Origin of the sequence: Sphingomonas oligophenolica (assembly GCF_006438955.1) — a bacterium.
GTDB lineage: Bacteria > Pseudomonadota > Alphaproteobacteria > Sphingomonadales > Sphingomonadaceae > Sphingomonas > Sphingomonas oligophenolica_A.
This window is the reverse complement of sequence record NZ_RCZK01000001.1, coordinates 386,330-404,807: the sequence shown is the minus strand read 5'-3', so window position 1 is coordinate 404,807 and position 18,478 is coordinate 386,330. Positions and strand designations below refer to the sequence as shown.

Sequence of the window (18,478 nt, the reverse complement as noted above, 5' to 3'; positions counted from 1 at the left end):
CGCGGTCAAAATTGTTCCACGTGGAACATCACTTGCCGATGCAGAACTGCCCAAACAGCGAATCAAGCATCGCCTCCGTCGCATCGATGCCGAGTATCCCGGCCAACGCCATCGATGCCGACCGGAGCTGCTCACCGATGATCAGTGCGTCATCCGATCCATGTTGCAACGCGGCGACGGCAATCCGGCACGCATCGCGCTGACGGCGATCGAGCGACAGATCGCTCTCGCGGGGGATAAGAAGCGACGCCCGCTCGCCGATTGCCTCCCATAAACGCGCGATCGACTCCGCATCCTCGCGCGACACGACGATTCGCCCGGACGCTGACAGCGCCGCTCGGTCGTCCTCATCGGCCCGGGGCAGCACCCAGATCGCCTCGCGCGGCGGCGGCTGGTCGTCGAGCCACAGCAAAATGTCGGCGCGCGCGATCGATTCGACGGTCCGCTCGACCCCCATCCGCTCGATCACATTGTCGGTTTCGGTCAGCCCCGCGGTGTCGGTCAGCACGAAGGGGATTCCGTTGCGCGTCACCGGCGCCTCGATCCGATCGCGCGTCGTGCCCGCGATCGGCGCGACGATCGCGACGTCGCGGTCGCTGAGCAGGTTGATCAGCGTAGACTTGCCGCTGTTGGGCGGCCCCGCCAGCACCACGCGGACGCCATCGCGCAGCCGCTCGATCGGTGGCACGTCCAATACAGCCCCCATGTCGGCGGCGAGCAGCGCGCACGCCTCGCGCAGCGCCTCGACCCCGGTATCGGTGACATCATCCTCGTCGGCGAAATCGAGCATCGCCTCGACCTGGGCCGCGAGCCGCGAGAGCCGCTCCATCCAGTCGCGCACCGCGCGGCTGACCCGGCCTTCCGCGGTCGCGATTGCCGCGACGCGCTGGCGTTCGGTCTCGGCGGCGAGCAGGTCGGCGAGCCCCTGCGCCTCGGCCAGGTCGATCCGGCCGTTGATCAGCGCGCGCCGCGTGAATTCGCCCGCCTCCGCGCGCCGCACCTCCGGCGTTGCGAGCAGCGCCGCTTCGACCGCGTCGATCACCGCGCGCCCGCCGTGACAGTGGAGCTCGACCAGGTCCTCTCCCGTCGCCGACCGCGGCCCCGGAAACACCAGCATCAGCGCGCGATCGAGCAGCGCGCCATCCGCGGCCCGCAGCGCCCGCACCCGCGCCTCACGCGGCGGCGGCAACGATCCCGTCAGCGCGCGCGCCGCCGCGAACGCCTCGCCACCGCTGATCCGGATCACCGCGATCGCGGCAGGCGGCCGCCCGCTCGATACCGCGACGATCGTCGTCATCGCCCGCTCAGTCGCTGCCTTTGCCTGGTCCCGTGCCGGCCTCGAACAATCGCCGCCACATCGACAGGCCCGCCTCGCCCATCGGCGCCCAGTTCTTCATCATCGTCTCGATAATCTCGGGCTTCACGTTGCCATCCATCGAATCGAGCATCATCGCGACATAACGGTCGTGGACCGGCGACAGATCGGGCAGGCCCACCGCGCGGCGTGCCTCTTCGGGGGTGCATTCGACTTCGACATTGACCTTCATCGTCTCGCCCCTTGTGCGCTGGCACGCTTGAGTGGCGCGCGTGCGCGTTGCATAGCCGACCGCATGGCCACACGCGAGACTGCTTCGCTCCCGACCCCGATCGGCATGACCGACGTCGACGCGATCGACGGCGTGATCACGCGGATCGCGATCGATCCGTCGCCCGCGCGATCGGCAACGGCAACCCCGCTCGATCCGACGCTACAAGCCGCGATGAACCAGCTTGCAGCCTATTTCGCCGGGCAATTGACCGTATTCGATCTCCCGCTGGCCCCCGCGGCAACGCCGCGCGGCGCGGCGTTGCGCCAGGCGATCGTCGACATCGGCTATGGCGACACCGCGCGCTACGGCGAGATCGCGGCGACGATCGGATCGAGCGCCCGCGCGCTGGGTCAGGCCTGCGCGCGCAATCCCTTCCCCATCGTCGTGCCATGCCACCGCGTGCTGAGCACCGGGCCGAACGACCATTATTCAGCCGGCAACGGCGTCGCGACCAAGCGCTGGCTCCTCACCCACGAACACGAAGGATCATCATGACCAGGACCGTCACCATCGACGCGCTCGACGGCACGACGCCGTTCACCGCCTATGTCGCCGAGCCCGCCGACACCCCGCGCGCCGCGATTATCGTGATCCAGGAAATCTTCGGGGTGAACGCCGGGATCCGCCGCAAATGCGATACGCTCGCGGAGGCGGGCTATCTCGCCTATGCGCCCGACCTGTTCCATCCGCTCCAGCCTGGAATCGAGCTCGATCCCGACATCGAACCAGACATGCAGCGCGCGCTCGGACTGATGGGCGAGTTCGACCAGGACCGCGGCGTGCGCGATATCGAAGCGACGATCAAGGCCGCGCGCGCCGCGCTGGGCGGCACCGGCAAGGTTGGAGCAGTGGGCTACTGCCTCGGCGGCCGCCTCGCCTATATGACCGCGGCGCGGACCGACATCGACGCGACGGTCGGCTATTATGCGGTCGGGATCGACGGCCTGCTGCGCGAATCGCACGCGATCGCCAACCCGCTGATGCTCCACATTCCGCAGGACGATCATTTCGTCGACCAGGCGACCCAGGCCGCGATGCATGCGGGGCTCGACGATCATCCCAAGGTGGCGCTGCACGATTATCCGGGCGAGGATCACGGCTTCGCGACCGAATTCGGCCAGCGCCGCTCGCCCACATCCGCGAACGAAGCCGACGCGAGAACGATGGCGTTTTTCGCTGAGCATTTAGGGTAAGCCGCAATAGCCTACCCAACACCGACGCACCCATGTGACCACGCGGATCGCCACCGCCTCAGCGGAACAGGTAACCGATCCCGACCTCAGGATCGACGACCCCGCTATAGATCATCGATCCCGCGACATAGAGGATCACCAGCAGCCCGATATATGCGATCCGGTGATGCCGCTGGATGATCCGCGCGATCAAGTTCGCGGCGAGCGCCATCAGCGTCACCGACAGCGCCAGCCCGAAGAACAGCACGGTCGGATGGTCGCGCGCCGCCCCCGCGACCGCGAGCACATTGTCGAGGCTCATCGACAGGTCGGCGATCGCGACCTGGATCGCGGCCTTGGCAAAGCTCTTGGGCGGCCTCACCCCGTCGACCGCGGCTCCCCCAGCGCCGAAATCACCCCCTCGCAATTCGCGGAACAGCTTCCACGCCACCCACAGCAACAGCAACCCGCCCGCGAACAGCAACCCGACGACATGGAGCAGCTGGGTCGCGAAATAGGCGAACCCGACCAGGAACACGAGCGCGATCCCGACCCCGAAGGTGAGCACCTGCTTGCGCTGCTTGGGCTCCAGCCCCGATGCCAGCGTACCGAGCACGACGACATTGTCGCCCGCCAGCATCAGGTCGATCATGATGACCTGACCGAGCGCGGCGAGACCCGCGGAGGTGAACACATCGGCAATGCTGAAATCGGGCATGGCAGCGCGCGTAACGCTTTAGCGCAGCTAAAGCGAGCCTCCGTCGCGCTGCCCGGCCAGCCTCGCTAAAAGCGAGGACTGACGACGCGGCTCTGCCGCGGTGTAGCACAATGTGAATTTAAGATTTTTGAGGATCAACGCAGCGCGGACGTGGGCAAAGTCCACGCCGTCGGTCGGGTGCTTCGCCCCGCCGTCCGCGCTGGCGCGAGTCAGTCGGACGTTGCCGACTGTCGCGCTTCTCTATTGATTCATCGACTCAAAGAAGTCCTCGTTGGTCTTCGAATTCTTCATCTTGTCGAGCAGGAATTCCATCGAATCGATCGTGCCCATCTGCATCAGGATGCGGCGCAGCACCCACATCTTGCTGAGCTTGTCCTTCTCGACGAGCAGTTCTTCCTTGCGCGTGCCGCTCTTGCCAACGTCGAGTGCGGGGAAGACGCGTTTGTCGGCAACCTTGCGATCGAGTACGATTTCGGAGTTACCCGTGCCCTTGAATTCCTCGAAGATCACCTCGTCCATCCGGCTGCCGGTATCGATCAGTGCGGTCGCGATGATCGAAAGCGAACCGCCCTCCTCGATGTTGCGCGCCGCGCCGAAGAAGCGCTTAGGCCTCTGCAGTGCATTCGCGTCGACGCCGCCGGTCAGCACCTTGCCCGAACTCGGCACGACGGTGTTGTAGGCGCGGCCCAGCCGGGTGATGGAATCGAGCAGGATCACGACGTCCTTCTTGTGCTCGACCAGCCGCTTGGCCTTTTCGATCACCATCTCAGCGACCGCGACGTGGCGCGTGGCGGGCTCGTCGAAGGTCGAGCTGACAACCTCACCTTTCACGCTGCGCTGCATATCGGTCACTTCTTCGGGCCGTTCGTCGATCAGCAGCACGATCAGGAAGATTTCAGGGTGGTTGTCGGTGATCGCCTTGGCGATATTCTGTAGCATCACCGTCTTGCCGACCCGCGGCGGCGCGACGATCAGCGTGCGCTGGCCCTTGCCCTGCGGACTGATGATGTCGATCACCCGCGCGCTCTTATCCTTCTGGGTCGGATCCTCGGGATCGAGCGTCAGTTTCTCTTCGGGATAGAGCGGGGTCAGATTGTCGAAGTTGACGCGGTGCCGCACCGCTTCGGGATCGTCGAAATTGACCGCGGTGATCAGCATCAGCGCGAAATAGCGTTCGCCGTCCTTAGGCCCGCGGATTTCGCCCTCGACGGTATCGCCGGTACGCAGCCCGTGCTTGCGGACCTGGTTGGGCGACACATAGATGTCGTCGGGGCCTGCGAGATAATTCGCCTCGGGGCTGCGCAGGAAGCCGAAACCGTCCTGGAGCACCTCGATCGTGCCGAGCCCCATGATCTGGTCGCCATTCTCGGCCTGCACCTTCAGGATCGCGAACAGCAGATCCTGTTTGCGCAGCGTTGACGCGCTCTCGACCCCCAATTCCTCGGCCATGCTGACCAAGTCGGCAGGGGTCTTCTTTTTCAAATCTTTGAGATGCATGGATATTTCCGGATGCGGGTCAGCGGGGGAAGATCAGGTCGGCGGCAAGGACAGCGGCGACGTGAGGCTGGGGAGCGAGGACGCGGAACGGCAGGACGCCGCTCTACACGAAATCAGGACGTAAGTGGGGCGCGTCGCTTAGTCAAGCAACCTCAGAACGGCTTGATGACCGCCAGGATCACGATCACCGTGACCCCCAGCGCGGGAATCTCGTTGAGCATCCGCAGCGTCTTGCCGTCGAGCGAAGGTCGTCCCGCGGCAAGTTTGCGCGCATAACCGACCCCCCAGCCGTGATATCCCGACAGCCCGACCACGAAGACGAGCTTCGCGCCGAGCCAGCCTTCCGCCCAATGATGCCCCAGCGTCGCCAGCGTGATCCCGAGCACCCACACCACGACGATCGCAGGCGTCAGGATGATGTGCCGGATCTTCGCCTCGCGCGTGACCCACAACGCGGCTTCCTCGGTCCGCCCCGCGGCGATCGCCTCCTGATGATAAACCAGATAGCGGGGCAGCATGAACAACCCCGCCATCCAGAACACGACGAAGATCAGGTGCGCGGCGAGGAACCAGTTATAGGCCAAGGCAAGATACTCCATCGGTGTCGCTACCCCCGTACCCGTGCGATCAGCGCCTCGACATGCGCGATCGGGGTATGCTGCCCAATCCCGTGGCCCAGGTTGAAGACGTGAGGACGATCAACGAACGCCGCCAGCACGCGGTCGATTCCCTCGTCGAGCGCTTGCCCTCCCGCCAGCAGCGCCAGCGGATCGAGATTGCCTTGCACCGGCATTCCCGTCGGCAGGACGTCGTTGGCCCAGCGCGGATCGACGGTTTCGTCGAGTCCGACCGCATCGACCCCGGTCTCGCGTGCATAGGCGGGCAATTTCGCGCCTGCGCCCTTGGGAAAACCGATCACGACCGCACCGGGACACCGCTCCTTCACGCCCGCGACGATCGCAGCGTTGGGCGCAATCACCCAGCGTTCGAACTGCGCCGGGCTGAGCGATCCCGCCCAGCTGTCGAACAACTGCACCGCCTCGACCCCCGCCTCGATCTGGCGCGCGAGATAGTCGATGGTGAGCTCGACGATCGCATCGATGATCGCGCCAAACGCGATCGGGTCCTGATAGGCGTAGCTGCGCGTCTCGCCCTGATCCTTCGATCCCTGGCCCGCGACCATATAGGTCGCCACGGTCCACGGAGAGCCTGCAAAGCCGAGAAACGTCGTTTCGGGAGGCAAGGCACCCGCAACCCGCGTGACCGTCTGATAGACTGGCTCCAGCCGCTCCGGCACGCGGTCGAGCGCACCCAATGCGTGATCGATCAGCGGCGGGGTCAACCGCGGCCCCTCGCCGACGCCGAACGTTAGGTCCTGCCCCAACGCCCAAGGGACCATCAGGATATCGGAAAACAGGATCGCGCCGTCGAATCCGAACCGGCGGATCGGCTGGAGCGTGACTTCCGCTGCCGCATCGGGATCGGTCGCGAGCGCCAGGAAGCCACCCTTGGTTTCACGCAGCGCGCGATATTCGGGCAGATACCGCCCCGCCTGGCGCATCAACCAGATCGGGGACACGGCCTGCCGCTCGCCCTTCAACACGGACAGCAGCGACTTGGCGACGGGAACGGTCAGGATCCTTCTTCCTCTATTAGAAGATTCTAAAAATAGGATGTTGAAGTGGTTGGCACGTGGAACGCGGGATAAAGCCGGTTGTCCCGTAACCATCAACGCCTTGACCGGCAAGCAGCCACCATCCCCGCGCGATTCGCGGATGGTGTCCCCGTTATCCACACCCTGTGGATGAAACCGGATGCTGTGCGCGGGATTGTGGATAGATCGATGCTTGTCCACCGCGGCGGTGTCGCTTGGCGGGTGTGGCGAGTTACGCTAGCCGTTTTGCGATGGTTTTCCACAGATCGGTCCAGCCCACTCCATGACGCGCCTCCACCTCCATCTGCTGTCGGATTCGACCGGCGAGACGCTGGAGAACATCGCCAAGGCGGCGCTCGCGCAATATGACGATGTCGAGACCGTCCGCCATTTCTGGCCGATGGTCCGCACCGAAGCGCATCTCGAACACATCCTCCAGGAAATCGCGCAGAATCCGGGGCTGGTGGTGTTCACGCTGGTCAATGTCGCGACCCGGCGGATCCTCGAGGCGCGGTGCCGCGCGCTGGGCTTGCCCGCGGTAGCGCCGCTGGATCCGGTCAACGATGCGCTGTCGCACCTGCTCGGCCAGCAGGCCAAGGCGCGCCCCGGCCGCCAGCATATGCTCGACGCCGCCTATTTCGCGCGGGTCGATGCGATCCATTACACGATTGCGCACGACGACGGCATCGCCGCGGAGGAATGGGAGGACGCCGACATCGTCCTCGCCGGGGTCTCACGCTCGTCGAAGACCCCGACCTCGATCTACCTCGCCAACCGCGGGTACAAGACCGCCAACATTCCGATCGTGCTCGAAAGCCCGCCGCCCGCGTCGCTCTATGCGTTGAAACATCCACTCGTCGTCGGGCTGACCACCAGCCCCGACCGGTTGATCCAGATCCGCCGCAACCGGCTGCTGACGCTGAACCAACAACCCGATACCGCCTATGTCGAGGCCGAGGCGGTCGCGCGCGAGCTCCAGTTCGCGCGCAGGATGTTTGCCGACAATGGCTGGCCGGTGATCGACGTGACGCGCCGCTCGATCGAGGAAACCGCCGCCGCGATCATCGCGCTGGTCGGCGAACGCGCTGCGGCATGACGCTGATTCTCGCCTCGCAAAGCGCCTCGCGGCGCGCCATGCTGACCGACGCGGGCGTGCCGTTCGACGCCATGGCGGCGGGGGTCGACGAGGACGCGGCGAAGGCGGCGTTCGCGCATCTCCCCGCGCGCGACCTTGCCGACGCGCTCGCCGAATTGAAGGCGCTCAAGGTGTCGAGCCGAGCGCCGGGTGCGCTCGTGCTCGGCAGCGACAGTATCGTCGAACTTGCCGACGGCACCCGCCTCGACAAGCCCGAGACCCGCGGGCAGGCCGCCGACCACCTCGCGCGGATGAGCGGCGGTCGCCATAAATTGTGGAGCGCCGCGGTGATCGCGGAGAACGGCGCGGCGGTCTGGCGGCACGTCGACGGCGCCACGCTCCACGTCCGGTCGCTGTCCTACGGCTTCATCGACGCGTATCTGGACCAGGAATGGCCCGCGATCGCGGGCTGTGTCGGCTGTTTCAGGATCGAAGGACCGGGCGTGCAACTTTTCGCTAAGATCGACGGCAGTCACTTCACCGTGCTCGGGTTGCCGCTGCTCCCGGTGCTCGATTTTCTGCGCGTCCGCGGAGTGCTGGCGGCATGACGTTGACGCTCGCGCAAAACACCGATTCCGTGTCAACTTCGTCAACGTCGAAGGGGTGTTTTCGATGACGACGGCCCCTTATGCGGAGGTGATCGGTGACCCGATCGCGCAGTCGAAATCGCCGCTGATCCACCGTTTCTGGCTGAAGGCGCTCGGGATCGAGGCCGATTACCGCAAGACCCATGTTTCCCCCGCCGACCTCGCCGATTTCGTTGCGCGGCGTCGTGACGATCCCGCGTGGCGCGGTTGCAACATCACCGTGCCGCACAAGATCGCCGCGCTCGATCTGGTCGAGGATCGCGGCGACGTCCGCGGGTCGATCGGCGCGATCAACACCATCGTCCGCGCCGACGACGGCGCGCTGATCGGCACCAACACCGATGCCGCTGGATTCTACGCCCCGCTCGCCGATCTGGATCTAGCGGGCGCGCCGGTCACAGTAATCGGCACCGGCGGCGCGGCGCGCGCGGTGCTGTTCGCGCTCGCGCGGATCGGGGTCGACGCGGTGACGATCCTCGCGCGCAACCCGCTGAAGGGCGCCGCGCTGCTGGCGTCGTTCGGGCTCAAGGGCGACGCGCTCGCGATTTCCCCGGTCGCGCCGCCTGCCGCGTTGCTCGTCAACGCCACAACGCTCGGGATGACCGGCCAGCCAGCGCTCACGCTCGATCTCGGCGCGCTGTCCGAGGATGCGGTCGTCTACGATATCGTTTATGCCCCGCTCGACACCCCGCTGCTCCGCGCGGCGCGCGCGCGCGGGCTCGACACGATCGACGGGCTTGAAATGCTGGTCGGCCAGGCCGCGGTCGCGTTCGAGCTGTTCTTCGGCGCCGCGCCCCCGCGGGATCGCGACGAGGAATTGCGCGCCTTGCTGACCGCATGATCACGATCGGCCTTACCGGATCGATCGGGATGGGAAAATCGACCGTAGCCGCGATGTTCGCCGCGGAGGGGGTGCCGGTGTTCGACGCCGACGCTGCGGTCCACCGGCTCCAGGCGGCGGGCGGTGCACTCGTCGCGCGAATCGAGGCGGCGTTTCCGGGCACCACCGACGCGAACGGCGTCGACCGCGCCCGGCTCGGCTCTGCGGTGCTCGCCGACGACGATGCGATGACGCGGCTCGAACGCATCGTCCATCCCGCGGTCGGCGCAGAACGCGCGCGCTTTCTCGCCGATCATGCCGACGCGCCGATCGTCGTGTTCGACATCCCGCTGCTCTTCGAAACCGGCGGCGAGCGCGCGGTCGACCGGATCGTCGTCGTCTCCGCCGCCCCTGCGGTCCAGCGCGCCCGCGTGCTCGCCCGCGCCGGGATGACCGACGCGAAATTCGCCGCAATTCTGGCGCGTCAGACTCCCGATGACGTCAAGCGCGCGCGCGCCGATCACGTCATCGCGACCGATGTGCCGACCGAGGACACCCGCGCCGCGGTACGCGGGCTCATCGCTTGCTTGAACGCGTCGACAGGCGGATAGAGGATCGATGCGCGAAATCGTCTTCGATACCGAAACCACGGGATTGAGCTTCCAGGGCGGCGACCGGATGGTCGAGATCGGGTGTGTCGAACTGATCAACCGGGTCGAGACCGGGCGCACCTTCCACGCCTATTACCACCCCGAACGCGACATGCCTGCCGAGGCGTTCGCGGTCCACGGGCTGTCGTCGGTCTTCCTCGGCGACAAGCCGCTGTTCGCCGCCGCGGTCGATGAATTGCTGGAGTTCATCGCCGACGCGCCGCTCGTCGCGCACAATGCGGGGTTCGATTTTTCCTTCCTGAACGGCGAGATGCGCCGGTGCGGGCGCCCGCTGGTGTGCACGACGCGGATGGTCGACACGCTCCAGCTCGCGCGCAGTCGCCACCCGGGTGCGAAACATTCGCTCGACGCGTTGTGTTCGCGGTTCGGAATCGATCGGTCGCACCGCGTGCTCCACGGCGCGCTGCTCGACGCGCAACTGCTCGCGCAGGTCTATGTCGAATTGATGGGCGGGCGGCAGATCGGGCTGGGGCTCGTTGCCGATGCCGCAATCGTCGCGCCGTCGGCGACACGACGCGATCGGGCTGACGTGCCGATGAGGCCATCGCGCGTATTTCGTGCCAGCCCGACGGAACTTGCGGCGCACGCCGCCTTTCTACAGGGCATCGACATCCCGCTCTGGGGCGTCGACGCGTCGCATTGACGCACCCGCGACCGCGCCGAACGGCGCGTCGCCAAGAACGATAGAATGGAGAATGCAATGGATATCCGGATTTCAGGTCACCAGGTCGAAACGGGCAATGCGCTGAAGGATCATGTGACTGACCGGCTTCAGGGTATCGCCGACAAATATTTTGCCCGCACGATCTCGGCGGAGGTGACGTTCGGCAAGGGACCGCACGACAACGGCTTCACCTGCGACATCGTCGCGCATGTCATGAAGGGGCTGGTACTCAAGGGGCACAACGACGCGCAGGAGGCGCATCCCTCGTTCGACGGCGCCGCCGCCAAGATCGAAACCCAGCTGCGCCGCTACATGCGCCGGCTGAAGGCGCGCCACGCGGATCTTGCGGCCGAGGTCGCGGACAGCAACGCGTTCGACAATGCGGGCTACACCGTGTTCCAGGATACGCCCGAGGAAGAAGAGGTCGCCGATGCGCCGCTGATCGTCGCCGAAACCCGCGCCAACATCCCCGATGTCAGCGTGTCGGACGCGGTGATGATGCTCGACCTGCGCAACACCGGCGCGCTGTTGTTCAAGAATTCGAAGACCGGCGCGCACAATATGGTCTATCGTCGCGGCGACGGGACGATCGGCTGGGTCGAGCCGCAGCACGATTGACGCGATAGCGTCGCGCGGCGCGGGGGGAATATCTGCGCCGCGCAGGGGGTAGTGATAGCGTATGCACGATTTTAGCGACCTATTGTCGCCTGACGGCGTCCTGATCGACGTGGCCGCGGCGAACAAGAAACAGGTGTTTCAGCAACTCGGGACGGTTGCGGGTCAATGCTTCGGCGTCGATCCGCGAGCCGTCATCGACCGATTGGGCGCACGCGAGCGGCTGGGCTCGACCGGTTTCGGCGGCGGCGTCGCCATCCCGCATGCGCGGATCGACGGGCTCGACCAGGTGTCCGGCGTCTTCGTCCGGCTCGCGCACCCCATCGGGTTCGAGTCGGTCGACGATCTGCCGGTCGACCTGATCTTCGCGCTGCTGTCGCCCCCCGATGCGGGCGCGAATCATCTGAAGGCGCTCGCGCGCGTGTCGCGGCAGCTGCGCGATCGCGGATTCCTCGCGAAGCTGCGCGGCGCGGGGTCGCGCGATGCGCTGTTTGCACTGTTCTCGGCGGACGCGGCGCGTGATGCCGCCTGATCCTGCACCTAAGCCTGCGGTCGACCCCGGCAGTGGGGCGACCGCGCATTTCCGCGCGCTCGAATCGCTCTATGCCGCCGCGCCGATCAACCAATTGTTCGAATCGCGGCTGACGATCGTCGCACCCGGGGTGGCGCGGATCGAATTCGACCTCGACGAACGGCATTTCCACGCCGCGGGCGCGGTCCACGGCACCAGCTATTTCAAGATGCTCGACGACGCCGCCTTTTATGCCGCCAACAGCCTCGTCACCGACCGATTCCTGCTCACGACCGCGTTCAACCTGCTCTTCACCCGCCCGCTCGGCTCGGGGCGCGTGATCGCGGAAGGGCGCTGGATCAACGGCAAGCGGCGCGTCCACGTTGCCGACGCCCGGCTGATCGACGCGCAGGGCGAGGAGGCGGCACGCGGCACCGGCACGTTCATGCGATCGCGGATCCCGCTGTCGGACTTGCCGGGTTATCGCCTCGGTGGTGGGGACGGATGACGCTGCCGAGCGGCATCCTGGTGAGCGCGATGATTCGCCGCGCCAATGATTCGGGGGGTTTCGGCTTCGTTCTCGCCAAGGGGCAGCCGCAGGCGGGCGCGATCCTGCTCGTGGTGAGCACCGCAGGCACCGATTACCGGGTGCTCGAACGCGGAATCGGCCCCGACGGGCGGGTCGCGCTGATCGATTCGACTCCGGCGGACGACGTCACCGGTTATTGGCGGCGCCGCCGCTCATCCGATCCGGACCTGTGGGTAATCGAACTGACGAGCCCGGATGCGGAACGGTTCGCCGCTGAAACGATCCTCGACGATTGACGTGTGTGCACTGCACCATATTGCTCCCGATCAGTAATGGAAGCGTTGTGCTGACCGCCGGGTGCGATCCGGATCAGTGACGCAGTCGGGGGGATGCCCGGGCGACCAGAGCGACGATGCTCATCATGGTCGTACCGGCGGTCTCACCGCATATCGACCGATGTGAATGACGATCTTGCAGCGCGCCGCGACCCTCGCGGTGATGACTTTGACCCTCGCCGGCACGCTGGTCCACAGCACCGCCGGCCACGCGAACGACATCGATCGTACCGCGATTCCCTCTCCCAACACCGTGACCCCCGCAATGGTTCCCGCGAACGACCGACCCACCTCGGTCGATACCGCGCTCACATTTATCCAGAAGGTGCCAGACGAGCCCATCGCGGCGGCACCAGCCCAGCAGGCGGACGGTGATTATGACAGCCTGGCCGACGCGGTCGCGGCGCAGGACGTTGCCGATATCGACGACGGCCAGAAATGCCTCGCGGGCGCGATATACTTTGAAGCGCGCGGCGAATCGTTAAGCGGGCAGCTCGCGGTCGCCAACGTCATCCTTAATCGGTCGAAGTCGGGCCGCTTCCCGAGCGACATGTGCGGTGTCGTCAAGCAGCGCGGGCAGTTCAGCTTCGTGCGCGGTGGCGAAATCCCCACCGTTCGCAATCTCGCTGCCTATCGCACCGCGATCGCGGTCGCCAAGGTCGCGATCGCTGCGGCGTGGGACAGTCCCGCCGCCAAGGCGCTGTATTTCAACACCTCGGGCCGTCGCCCCGGCGGGCGGCTGACGCGGATCGCGATGATCGGCAACCACGTCTTCTATCGCTGAATCGGCCAAGCCCCCGCACACGGGCTTGCCCAGCGTTCCTGAAACGTTCTAGACACCGCGGATGCTAGACACCGCTCCGGCTTCGTGCGTCGATGGTGGCGATCCCGCGCTCTGCGCCGCCGATGTGGCGCGCGGCGTTACCCGGATGCTGCTGCGCCACGACCTGGTCGCGATCCTCGAAGTGCCGCTCGACAATGGGCGCCGTGCGGACATGATGGCGATCGACGCGCGCGGCGGGATCGTGATCGTTGAGATCAAGGTGTCGCGCGCCGACCTGATGGGCGACGGCAAATGGCCTGATTATCTTGGCCATGCCGACCGCTATTTCTGGGCGGTCCCTGCGGGGTTCGACCTTTCGCCGCTCGAATCGCCCGCGTTCCTGCCCGAACGGACCGGGATCATCGTCGCCGACCGCTATGACGCCGCGATCGTCCGTCAGGCGCACACCCAGGCGCTCGCCGCACCCGTCCGCAAACGCTGCACCCTCGCGTTCGCCCGCCGCGCCGCGCGCCGCATCACCGCGCTGACCGACCCCGAAGCGCTGGCGCTACCGCTGGGCTAGAATTTCGGCCCCGCAACCGTGGCGCGTCGCGCCGTCTTGGGCGCGGTCGCGAGCAACTGCGCAAGGATCGGATTGCGCGCATCGCGCTTGGCGTAATCGCGCGCTGACATTCCTGCCAGATTGTCGGTCTGGTCGGGGTTGGCACCTTCGGTCAGCAACAGCCGCGCCAGCGGCACATCGCGGTTCGCCACCGCAAGGATCAGCGGGGTCTGCCCGCCCGCGTTGCCGAGATTGGGGTTCGCCTTGTAGGTCAGCAACAGCCGCACCAGATCCTCGCGCCCTGCGAGCGCGGCGAGCACCATCGGGGTGTTGCCCTTGTCGTCGCGGATATTGGGGTCGGCACCCCGCTGAAGCATGAACTGGAAGAACAACGACCCCGAATGCGTGACCAGCAGGTGCAGTGCGGCCTTGCCCGACGTCACCTGCTTGGCGTTGACGACGGAGCTGCCCGGGGTATCGAGCATGTTGGTGACGGTGTTGCCGTCTTCCTTCTCGACCGCCTCGAGGAACTTATAACCTTGCGAGGTCTGCTGCGCGGCGACCGGAACGCCGACAGACATCGCAACGGCAAACAGCAAGAGACGCGGGAGCTTCATCGGGTTTCCTCAACGGCCGGGCAACGGCGCAGGCCTAACTTGCGCGGCAGGCGTTATCAGATCAAGGCTGGCCGAACCATGAACATCGTTTCCAGACGTCACCTGTGCCGAGCAATTCTCCCGCCCTTGGCGACCGCATTGCTCGCCGCCTGCCAGCCCGCCGCCCAGCAGTCCGCGGCGCAACCCGCCGACGCCGCGCCGCCGCTCGCCGGTGCGTCGATCGGCGGCCCGTTCGCGCTGACCAACCAGGACGGCCACGCCATCACCGATCGCGACTTCGCGGGGCAATATCGGATCATGTATTTCGGCTACACCTTCTGCCCCGATGTCTGCCCCACCGACATGCAGGTGGTCGGCACCGCCCTGGCGCAACTCGACAAGAGCGATCCCGATCTCGCGCGCCGAATCGTCCCGATCTTCGTCACGATCGATCCCGCGCGCGATACTCCCGCGGTGCTCAAACAATTCGTGTTGGCGTTTCATCCGCGGATGGTCGGGCTCACCGGCGGCGACGCGGCAATCGCCCGGGTCGCCAAGGAATTCGCGGTCTATTACAGCAAGGGCGATCCCGCGCCCGGCGGTGGTTATTTGATGCAGCACAGCAGCCAGACCTATCTGATGGACCCGGCGGGCAAGCCGCTCGCGTTGCTTCCGACGGACGAGGGCGCGACCGCGGTCGCCACCGAGATCGAACGCTGGGCGCAATGAACAAATTCTGGGAACAGCCGATCGAAACGCTCGATCGCGCGCAATGGGAGGCGCTGTGCGACGGCTGCGGCAAATGCTGCATCCACAAGCTCGAGGACGAAGAGACGGGCGAACTCGTCGCGACCAACGTCGCGTGCCGCCTGCTCGACCGACGCAGCGGGCAATGTTCCGATTATCGGCATCGCCACGCCTATGTTCCCGAATGCGTGCGCCTCACCGTCGGCAACGTCCACAACATCGACTGGCTGCCGACCACCTGCGCCTATCGGCTGCGCGCCGCGGGCGAACCGCTGCGCGACTGGCATTATCTGATCTCGGGCGACCGCGATTCGGTGCATCGCGCCGGTATCTCGGTGCGCGGCTGGACCGTCAGCGAAGACGATGTCGGCGACCTCGAACATCATATGATCGACCGCGAACTGTGAACGAGATCGACGGCGTCGGGGGGGGCGTCGGGATCGATGTCGTTCGTCACCCCACCGCGCGACGGGTACGGCTGTCGCTCGATCCGGTCAGCGGCCGCGCGCGGTTGACGGTGCCGCGCCGTGCGGGGCTGAAGGCCGCGCTCGCCTGGGCCGAGACCAAGCGCGACTGGCTCGCCGAACAGCGCGCACGGCTCACCCCGCGCCTGCCCTTTGTGGCAGGGACGACGCTCTCCGTCGCAGACCGAAAGTTGACGATCCACTGGGGGCCGGGATCGCGCCGCCGGATCGAGATCGTCGGCGATACGCTGTCGCTGTCCGGCCCCGAAGCGACGGTGCCGCGCCGCGTCGAGGCGTGGTTAAAGCGCCAGGCGCTGGCGCTATTGACTGACGAAACCCGCGAATATGCCGCACTCGCCGGGGTGGCGGTGGCGCGGGTCGGCGTCGGCGATGCGCGCGGGCGCTGGGGCAGTTGCGCGGCGAGCGGTGCGATCCGCTATAGCTGGCGGCTGATCCTCGCCCCCGGCTGGGTCCGCCGCGCGACCGTCGCGCACGAGGTCGCGCATCGCGTTCACATGAACCACGGCGCCGATTTCCACGCGCTCGTCGCCGCGCTCTACGGCAGCGACCCTACCCCTGCGCGCACGTGGCTCCGCCGCCACGGTACCGCGCTTCACGGATTTGGCCGCGAATCCTGATATGGGTCGTGCGGCGCGGCGCGCGGCGGATAGGCGTCGCGCGGGACCGCCTGGCGGCTCGGCGCATAGGGATCGCGCGGCGTGCCGCTCGACTCCCGTGGCGCGTCCCGGAGGATATCCCTCGGTGGATCGCGCCGATCGCGCCCGGTCACGCGGTCGATCAGATCGTCGAGTTGCTGGCCGGGTGCCGCCTGCACCGGCGCCCGATCGGGGATCGGTACGGGCGCGACCTGCGGCTCGCCGTAATAATCGTCGGGCGGGATCCGGTCGGCGGGCAGGGGGTTGCCGTCGGGGTCGACGAACGACCCGTTGTCGGGCTCGCCGAAATACATTTCCTCGGTGTTGTCGAGCGCCCAGTCGGGCATCGTCACCTTGGTATCGAATTCCTCGATCGGCCGGTTCGCGGTCGCGGGCTTCATGAACGCCGCGAACGCGCGCGCGGGTGCACTGCCGCCATGCAGCCCCGCGACGGGCTTCGCGTCGTCGCGGCCCATCCACACGCCGGTGGTGAGACCGCTCGAAAAACCGAGGAACCAGCCATCCTTGGTCGATGTCGTCGTGCCCGTCTTGCCCGCGACCGGTCGACCGATCTGCGCCTGCCGCCCGGTGCCGGTGTTGACCGTGGTCTGGAGCAGATCGGTCATCTCCGCGGCGACATAGGGCGCGACCAGCACATGGCTGCGATCGACCTCGTGCGTATAGAGAGTCTGGCCGTTGCTCGTGACGCGCGTGATCGCATAGGGGGTCACCGCGATCCCCTTCGACGCGACGCTGGCGAACGCGCGGGTCATGTCGATCACCCTGACGTCCGACGTACCGAGCACCATCGAGGGATGGGTGTTGACCGGGGTCGTGATTCCGAACCGCCGCGCCATGTCGGCAACGGTGGCAAACCCGACCTCCTGCCCCAGCTTCGCCGCGATCGTGTTGATCGAATAGGCGAACGCGGTGCGGATCGTGACCTGGCCCGAAAAATGCCGCGAATCGTTGCGCGGGCTCCAGCCGTCGATCGTGACCGGCTCGTCGACCACATTGTCTTCCGGCCGGTGTCCCGCCTCCAACGCGGCGAGATAGACGAACAGCTTGAACGACGACCCCGGCTGGCGCACTGCCTGGGTCGCGCGGTTGTAGTTCGACGACACGTAATCCTTGCCGCCGACCATCGCGCGTACGGATCCGTCGCGGTCGAGGCTGACGAGCGCGCCCTGCGTCCCCGGCGGTGCGTTGGCGCGGATCGCGGCGTCGGCCGCCTTCTGCATTCCCAGATCGAGCGTCGTCCACACTTCGAGCGGCGCCTGCGTCTCGTCGATCAGCGTATCGAGCTGCGGCAACGCCCAGTCGGTGAAATAGCGGACCGAATTCTGCTTGGGTTCGGGCGCGAGCTTCAGTCCTTGCGGGTCTGCGCTGTCCGCCTCGCCGCGGCTGATCACCCCGGTCTCGACCATTGTGTCGAGCACCACGCCCGCACGCCCGACCGCCGCCTCGGCGTCCGCGGTCGGCGAATAATTCGACGGCGCCTTCACCAGGCCCGCGATCACCGCGGCCTCCGCCAGGCTCAGATTCTCCGCGCCATGGCCGAAGAACTTGCGGCTCGCGGCGTCGATCCCATACGCGCCGCCGCCATAATAGACCTTGTTGAGATACAGCTCGAGGATCTGGTCCTTCGAAAATTTGCGCTCGATCGCCATCGCCAGGATCGCCTCGCGGAACTTGCGCCCGAACTTCTTCTGGTTGTTCAGGAAGACGTTGCGCGCGAGCTGCTGGGTGATCGTCGATCCGCCCTGGACCCAGCGCCCGCGATCGAACCGGACCTTGAACGACCGCGCGACGCCGATCGGGTCGACCCCGATATGGCTGCGGAATCGGCGATCCTCGACCGAGATCGTGGCGTCGCGCATCACCGCGGGGATGGTGTCGTACGAAAGCCACTGGCCATAGCTCGGCCCCATCGACACGATCACCCTACCGTCGGCGGCATGGACGCGGATCATCTGGCCGTTGGGCGAGGATTTCAAATCTTCGAAGCTCGGCAGCTGCGATCGCGTGACATAGACCGCCAGCGCCAGAGCGGCGGTGCCGAGCACGGCAAGGCCGATGAGAATCTTGATCAGCAGCCCGAAGCGGCGGCGCCAAGGAGATGCAGGGGTACGCGCACGGGCCATGAACGGGCTGGCGATTACCCGCTATCGCGCGCCGCTACAAGCGCACGCG

24 protein-coding genes are annotated in these 18,478 nt (G+C 66.5%); 16 read left to right on the top strand and 8 right to left on the bottom strand.

The window, feature by feature from the left end:
• Positions 1-28 precede the first annotated feature (28 nt).
• The gene (mnmE, locus tag EAH84_RS02125; protein ID WP_140866914.1) at positions 29-1,297 is read right to left on the bottom strand and encodes a tRNA uridine-5-carboxymethylaminomethyl(34) synthesis GTPase MnmE; all 1,269 of its coding nucleotides are present in this window, start codon (positions 1,295-1,297) and stop codon (positions 29-31) included.
• 7 nt (positions 1,298-1,304) lie between these two features.
• Positions 1,305-1,547, bottom strand: coding sequence for a DUF6489 family protein (locus EAH84_RS02120; protein WP_140866912.1), 243 nt, complete (start codon positions 1,545-1,547; stop codon positions 1,305-1,307).
• A gap of 63 nt (positions 1,548-1,610) precedes the next feature.
• Between EAH84_RS02120 and EAH84_RS02115 the strand changes: the two genes are divergently transcribed.
• Positions 1,611-2,084, top strand: coding sequence for a methylated-DNA--[protein]-cysteine S-methyltransferase (locus EAH84_RS02115; RefSeq protein ID WP_140866909.1), 474 nt, complete (start codon positions 1,611-1,613; stop codon positions 2,082-2,084).
• Positions 2,081-2,782, top strand: a complete 702-nt coding sequence (locus EAH84_RS02110) for a dienelactone hydrolase family protein (RefSeq protein ID WP_140866906.1) — start codon at positions 2,081-2,083, stop codon at positions 2,780-2,782. The genes EAH84_RS02115 and EAH84_RS02110 overlap by 4 nt, the downstream gene beginning before the upstream one ends.
• Before the next feature lie 58 nt (positions 2,783-2,840).
• Here the strand turns inward: EAH84_RS02110 and EAH84_RS02105 are convergent, their stop codons facing one another.
• From EAH84_RS02105 to hemE, 4 genes are all read right to left on the bottom strand, one after another.
• Positions 2,841-3,479, bottom strand: a complete 639-nt coding sequence (locus tag EAH84_RS02105; RefSeq protein ID WP_140866904.1) for a YjbE family putative metal transport protein — start codon at positions 3,477-3,479, stop codon at positions 2,841-2,843.
• Positions 3,480-3,719: 240 nt separating this feature from the next.
• Positions 3,720-4,976, bottom strand: coding sequence for a transcription termination factor Rho (gene rho, locus EAH84_RS02100; protein ID WP_140866901.1), 1,257 nt, complete (start codon positions 4,974-4,976; stop codon positions 3,720-3,722).
• 152 nt (positions 4,977-5,128) lie between these two features.
• A complete protein-coding gene (locus EAH84_RS02095; RefSeq protein WP_140866898.1) occupies positions 5,129-5,575 on the bottom strand; it encodes a CopD family protein in 447 nt (148 codons plus the stop codon).
• An 8-nt stretch (positions 5,576-5,583) separates the two neighbouring features.
• Positions 5,584-6,615, bottom strand: coding sequence for a uroporphyrinogen decarboxylase (hemE, locus tag EAH84_RS02090; protein WP_277753712.1), 1,032 nt, complete (start codon positions 6,613-6,615; stop codon positions 5,584-5,586).
• 298 nt (positions 6,616-6,913) lie between these two features.
• Between hemE and EAH84_RS02085 the strand changes: the two genes are divergently transcribed.
• From EAH84_RS02085 to EAH84_RS02035, 11 genes are all read left to right on the top strand, one after another.
• The gene (locus tag EAH84_RS02085) at positions 6,914-7,726 is read left to right on the top strand and encodes a pyruvate, water dikinase regulatory protein (protein ID WP_140866892.1); all 813 of its coding nucleotides are present in this window, start codon (positions 6,914-6,916) and stop codon (positions 7,724-7,726) included.
• Positions 7,723-8,313: a Maf family protein gene (locus EAH84_RS02080; RefSeq protein WP_140866890.1), complete on the top strand. Its 591-nt coding sequence runs from the start codon at positions 7,723-7,725 to the stop codon at positions 8,311-8,313. The genes EAH84_RS02085 and EAH84_RS02080 overlap by 4 nt, the downstream gene beginning before the upstream one ends.
• 64 nt (positions 8,314-8,377) lie before the next feature.
• Entirely contained in the window at positions 8,378-9,193 is an 816-nt protein-coding gene (gene aroE / locus EAH84_RS02075; RefSeq protein ID WP_140866887.1) for a shikimate dehydrogenase, read from the top strand.
• Positions 9,190-9,783: a dephospho-CoA kinase gene (gene coaE / locus EAH84_RS02070; RefSeq protein ID WP_140866884.1), complete on the top strand. Its 594-nt coding sequence runs from the start codon at positions 9,190-9,192 to the stop codon at positions 9,781-9,783. The genes aroE and coaE overlap by 4 nt, the downstream gene beginning before the upstream one ends.
• A gap of 7 nt (positions 9,784-9,790) precedes the next feature.
• Positions 9,791-10,486: a DNA polymerase III subunit epsilon gene (gene dnaQ, locus EAH84_RS02065; RefSeq protein ID WP_140866881.1), complete on the top strand. Its 696-nt coding sequence runs from the start codon at positions 9,791-9,793 to the stop codon at positions 10,484-10,486.
• 57 nt (positions 10,487-10,543) lie between these two features.
• Positions 10,544-11,125 (top strand): ribosome hibernation-promoting factor, HPF/YfiA family, encoded by a 582-nt coding sequence (hpf, locus tag EAH84_RS02060; RefSeq protein ID WP_140866878.1) that lies wholly within the window; start codon positions 10,544-10,546, stop codon positions 11,123-11,125.
• Between the two features lie 61 nt (positions 11,126-11,186).
• On the top strand, positions 11,187-11,654 hold the full coding sequence (locus tag EAH84_RS02055) for a PTS sugar transporter subunit IIA (protein ID WP_140866875.1): 468 nt from the start codon (positions 11,187-11,189) through the stop codon (positions 11,652-11,654).
• Positions 11,644-12,141 (top strand): PaaI family thioesterase, encoded by a 498-nt coding sequence (locus EAH84_RS02050; RefSeq protein ID WP_140866872.1) that lies wholly within the window; start codon positions 11,644-11,646, stop codon positions 12,139-12,141. Before EAH84_RS02055 ends, EAH84_RS02050 begins: the two co-directional genes overlap by 11 nt.
• Positions 12,138-12,458: a DUF1491 family protein gene (locus EAH84_RS02045; protein WP_140866869.1), complete on the top strand. Its 321-nt coding sequence runs from the start codon at positions 12,138-12,140 to the stop codon at positions 12,456-12,458. Before EAH84_RS02050 ends, EAH84_RS02045 begins: the two co-directional genes overlap by 4 nt.
• Before the next feature lie 166 nt (positions 12,459-12,624).
• Entirely contained in the window at positions 12,625-13,281 is a 657-nt protein-coding gene (locus tag EAH84_RS02040; RefSeq protein ID WP_140866866.1) for a cell wall hydrolase, read from the top strand.
• Positions 13,282-13,342: 61 nt separating this feature from the next.
• Complete coding sequence (locus EAH84_RS02035) at positions 13,343-13,843, top strand: MmcB family DNA repair protein (RefSeq protein WP_140866863.1); 501 nt, start codon at positions 13,343-13,345, stop codon at positions 13,841-13,843.
• On the opposite strand, the gene EAH84_RS02030 is transcribed toward EAH84_RS02035, so the two are convergent.
• Positions 13,840-14,439, bottom strand: coding sequence for an ankyrin repeat domain-containing protein (locus EAH84_RS02030; protein WP_140866860.1), 600 nt, complete (start codon positions 14,437-14,439; stop codon positions 13,840-13,842). The genes EAH84_RS02035 and EAH84_RS02030 overlap by 4 nt on opposite strands.
• A gap of 78 nt (positions 14,440-14,517) precedes the next feature.
• Here EAH84_RS02030 and EAH84_RS02025 point away from each other — a divergent pair, with 78 nt between their 5' ends.
• Genes EAH84_RS02025 through EAH84_RS02015 form a run of 3 tightly spaced genes read left to right on the top strand, consistent with a single transcriptional unit; the run spans position 14,518 to position 16,267 of the window.
• Positions 14,518-15,147: an SCO family protein gene (locus EAH84_RS02025; RefSeq protein ID WP_140866857.1), complete on the top strand. Its 630-nt coding sequence runs from the start codon at positions 14,518-14,520 to the stop codon at positions 15,145-15,147.
• Positions 15,144-15,572 carry a YcgN family cysteine cluster protein gene (locus EAH84_RS02020; protein WP_140866854.1) on the top strand — a complete coding sequence of 143 codons (429 nt, stop codon included), beginning with the start codon at positions 15,144-15,146 and terminating at the stop codon, positions 15,570-15,572. The genes EAH84_RS02025 and EAH84_RS02020 overlap by 4 nt, the downstream gene beginning before the upstream one ends.
• Positions 15,569-16,267, top strand: coding sequence for a M48 family metallopeptidase (locus tag EAH84_RS02015; RefSeq protein ID WP_241656406.1), 699 nt, complete (start codon positions 15,569-15,571; stop codon positions 16,265-16,267). Before EAH84_RS02020 ends, EAH84_RS02015 begins: the two co-directional genes overlap by 4 nt.
• Here the strand turns inward: EAH84_RS02015 and EAH84_RS02010 are convergent.
• A complete protein-coding gene (locus tag EAH84_RS02010; RefSeq protein WP_140866851.1) occupies positions 16,243-18,429 on the bottom strand; it encodes a transglycosylase domain-containing protein in 2,187 nt (728 codons plus the stop codon). The two genes, EAH84_RS02015 and EAH84_RS02010, sit on opposite strands and share 25 nt — an antisense overlap.
• Positions 18,430-18,478 lie beyond the last annotated feature (49 nt).

What these genes read in the sequence shown, in the direction of transcription:
- mnmE (WP_140866914.1), bottom strand. Translation starts at nt 1,297, where the DNA reads ATGACGACGATCGTCGCGGTATCGAGCGGGCGGCCGCCTGCCGCGATC.
- EAH84_RS02120 (WP_140866912.1), bottom strand. Translation starts at nt 1,547, where the DNA reads ATGAAGGTCAATGTCGAAGTCGAATGCACCCCCGAAGAGGCACGCCGC.
- EAH84_RS02115 (WP_140866909.1), top strand. Translation starts at nt 1,611, where the DNA reads ATGGCCACACGCGAGACTGCTTCGCTCCCGACCCCGATCGGCATGACC.
- EAH84_RS02110 (WP_140866906.1), top strand. Translation starts at nt 2,081, where the DNA reads ATGACCAGGACCGTCACCATCGACGCGCTCGACGGCACGACGCCGTTC.
- EAH84_RS02105 (WP_140866904.1), bottom strand. Translation starts at nt 3,479, where the DNA reads ATGCCCGATTTCAGCATTGCCGATGTGTTCACCTCCGCGGGTCTCGCC.
- rho (WP_140866901.1), bottom strand. Translation starts at nt 4,976, where the DNA reads ATGCATCTCAAAGATTTGAAAAAGAAGACCCCTGCCGACTTGGTCAGC.
- EAH84_RS02095 (WP_140866898.1), bottom strand. Translation starts at nt 5,575, where the DNA reads ATGGAGTATCTTGCCTTGGCCTATAACTGGTTCCTCGCCGCGCACCTG.
- EAH84_RS02085 (WP_140866892.1), top strand. Translation starts at nt 6,914, where the DNA reads ATGACGCGCCTCCACCTCCATCTGCTGTCGGATTCGACCGGCGAGACG.
- EAH84_RS02080 (WP_140866890.1), top strand. Translation starts at nt 7,723, where the DNA reads ATGACGCTGATTCTCGCCTCGCAAAGCGCCTCGCGGCGCGCCATGCTG.
- aroE (WP_140866887.1), top strand. Translation starts at nt 8,378, where the DNA reads ATGACGACGGCCCCTTATGCGGAGGTGATCGGTGACCCGATCGCGCAG.
- coaE (WP_140866884.1), top strand. Translation starts at nt 9,190, where the DNA reads ATGATCACGATCGGCCTTACCGGATCGATCGGGATGGGAAAATCGACC.
- dnaQ (WP_140866881.1), top strand. Translation starts at nt 9,791, where the DNA reads ATGCGCGAAATCGTCTTCGATACCGAAACCACGGGATTGAGCTTCCAG.
- hpf (WP_140866878.1), top strand. Translation starts at nt 10,544, where the DNA reads ATGGATATCCGGATTTCAGGTCACCAGGTCGAAACGGGCAATGCGCTG.
- EAH84_RS02055 (WP_140866875.1), top strand. Translation starts at nt 11,187, where the DNA reads ATGCACGATTTTAGCGACCTATTGTCGCCTGACGGCGTCCTGATCGAC.
- EAH84_RS02050 (WP_140866872.1), top strand. Translation starts at nt 11,644, where the DNA reads ATGCCGCCTGATCCTGCACCTAAGCCTGCGGTCGACCCCGGCAGTGGG.
- EAH84_RS02045 (WP_140866869.1), top strand. Translation starts at nt 12,138, where the DNA reads ATGACGCTGCCGAGCGGCATCCTGGTGAGCGCGATGATTCGCCGCGCC.
- EAH84_RS02040 (WP_140866866.1), top strand. Translation starts at nt 12,625, where the DNA reads ATGACGATCTTGCAGCGCGCCGCGACCCTCGCGGTGATGACTTTGACC.
- EAH84_RS02035 (WP_140866863.1), top strand. Translation starts at nt 13,343, where the DNA reads ATGCTAGACACCGCTCCGGCTTCGTGCGTCGATGGTGGCGATCCCGCG.
- EAH84_RS02030 (WP_140866860.1), bottom strand. Translation starts at nt 14,439, where the DNA reads ATGAAGCTCCCGCGTCTCTTGCTGTTTGCCGTTGCGATGTCTGTCGGC.
- EAH84_RS02025 (WP_140866857.1), top strand. Translation starts at nt 14,518, where the DNA reads ATGAACATCGTTTCCAGACGTCACCTGTGCCGAGCAATTCTCCCGCCC.
- EAH84_RS02020 (WP_140866854.1), top strand. Translation starts at nt 15,144, where the DNA reads ATGAACAAATTCTGGGAACAGCCGATCGAAACGCTCGATCGCGCGCAA.
- EAH84_RS02010 (WP_140866851.1), bottom strand. Translation starts at nt 18,429, where the DNA reads ATGGCCCGTGCGCGTACCCCTGCATCTCCTTGGCGCCGCCGCTTCGGG.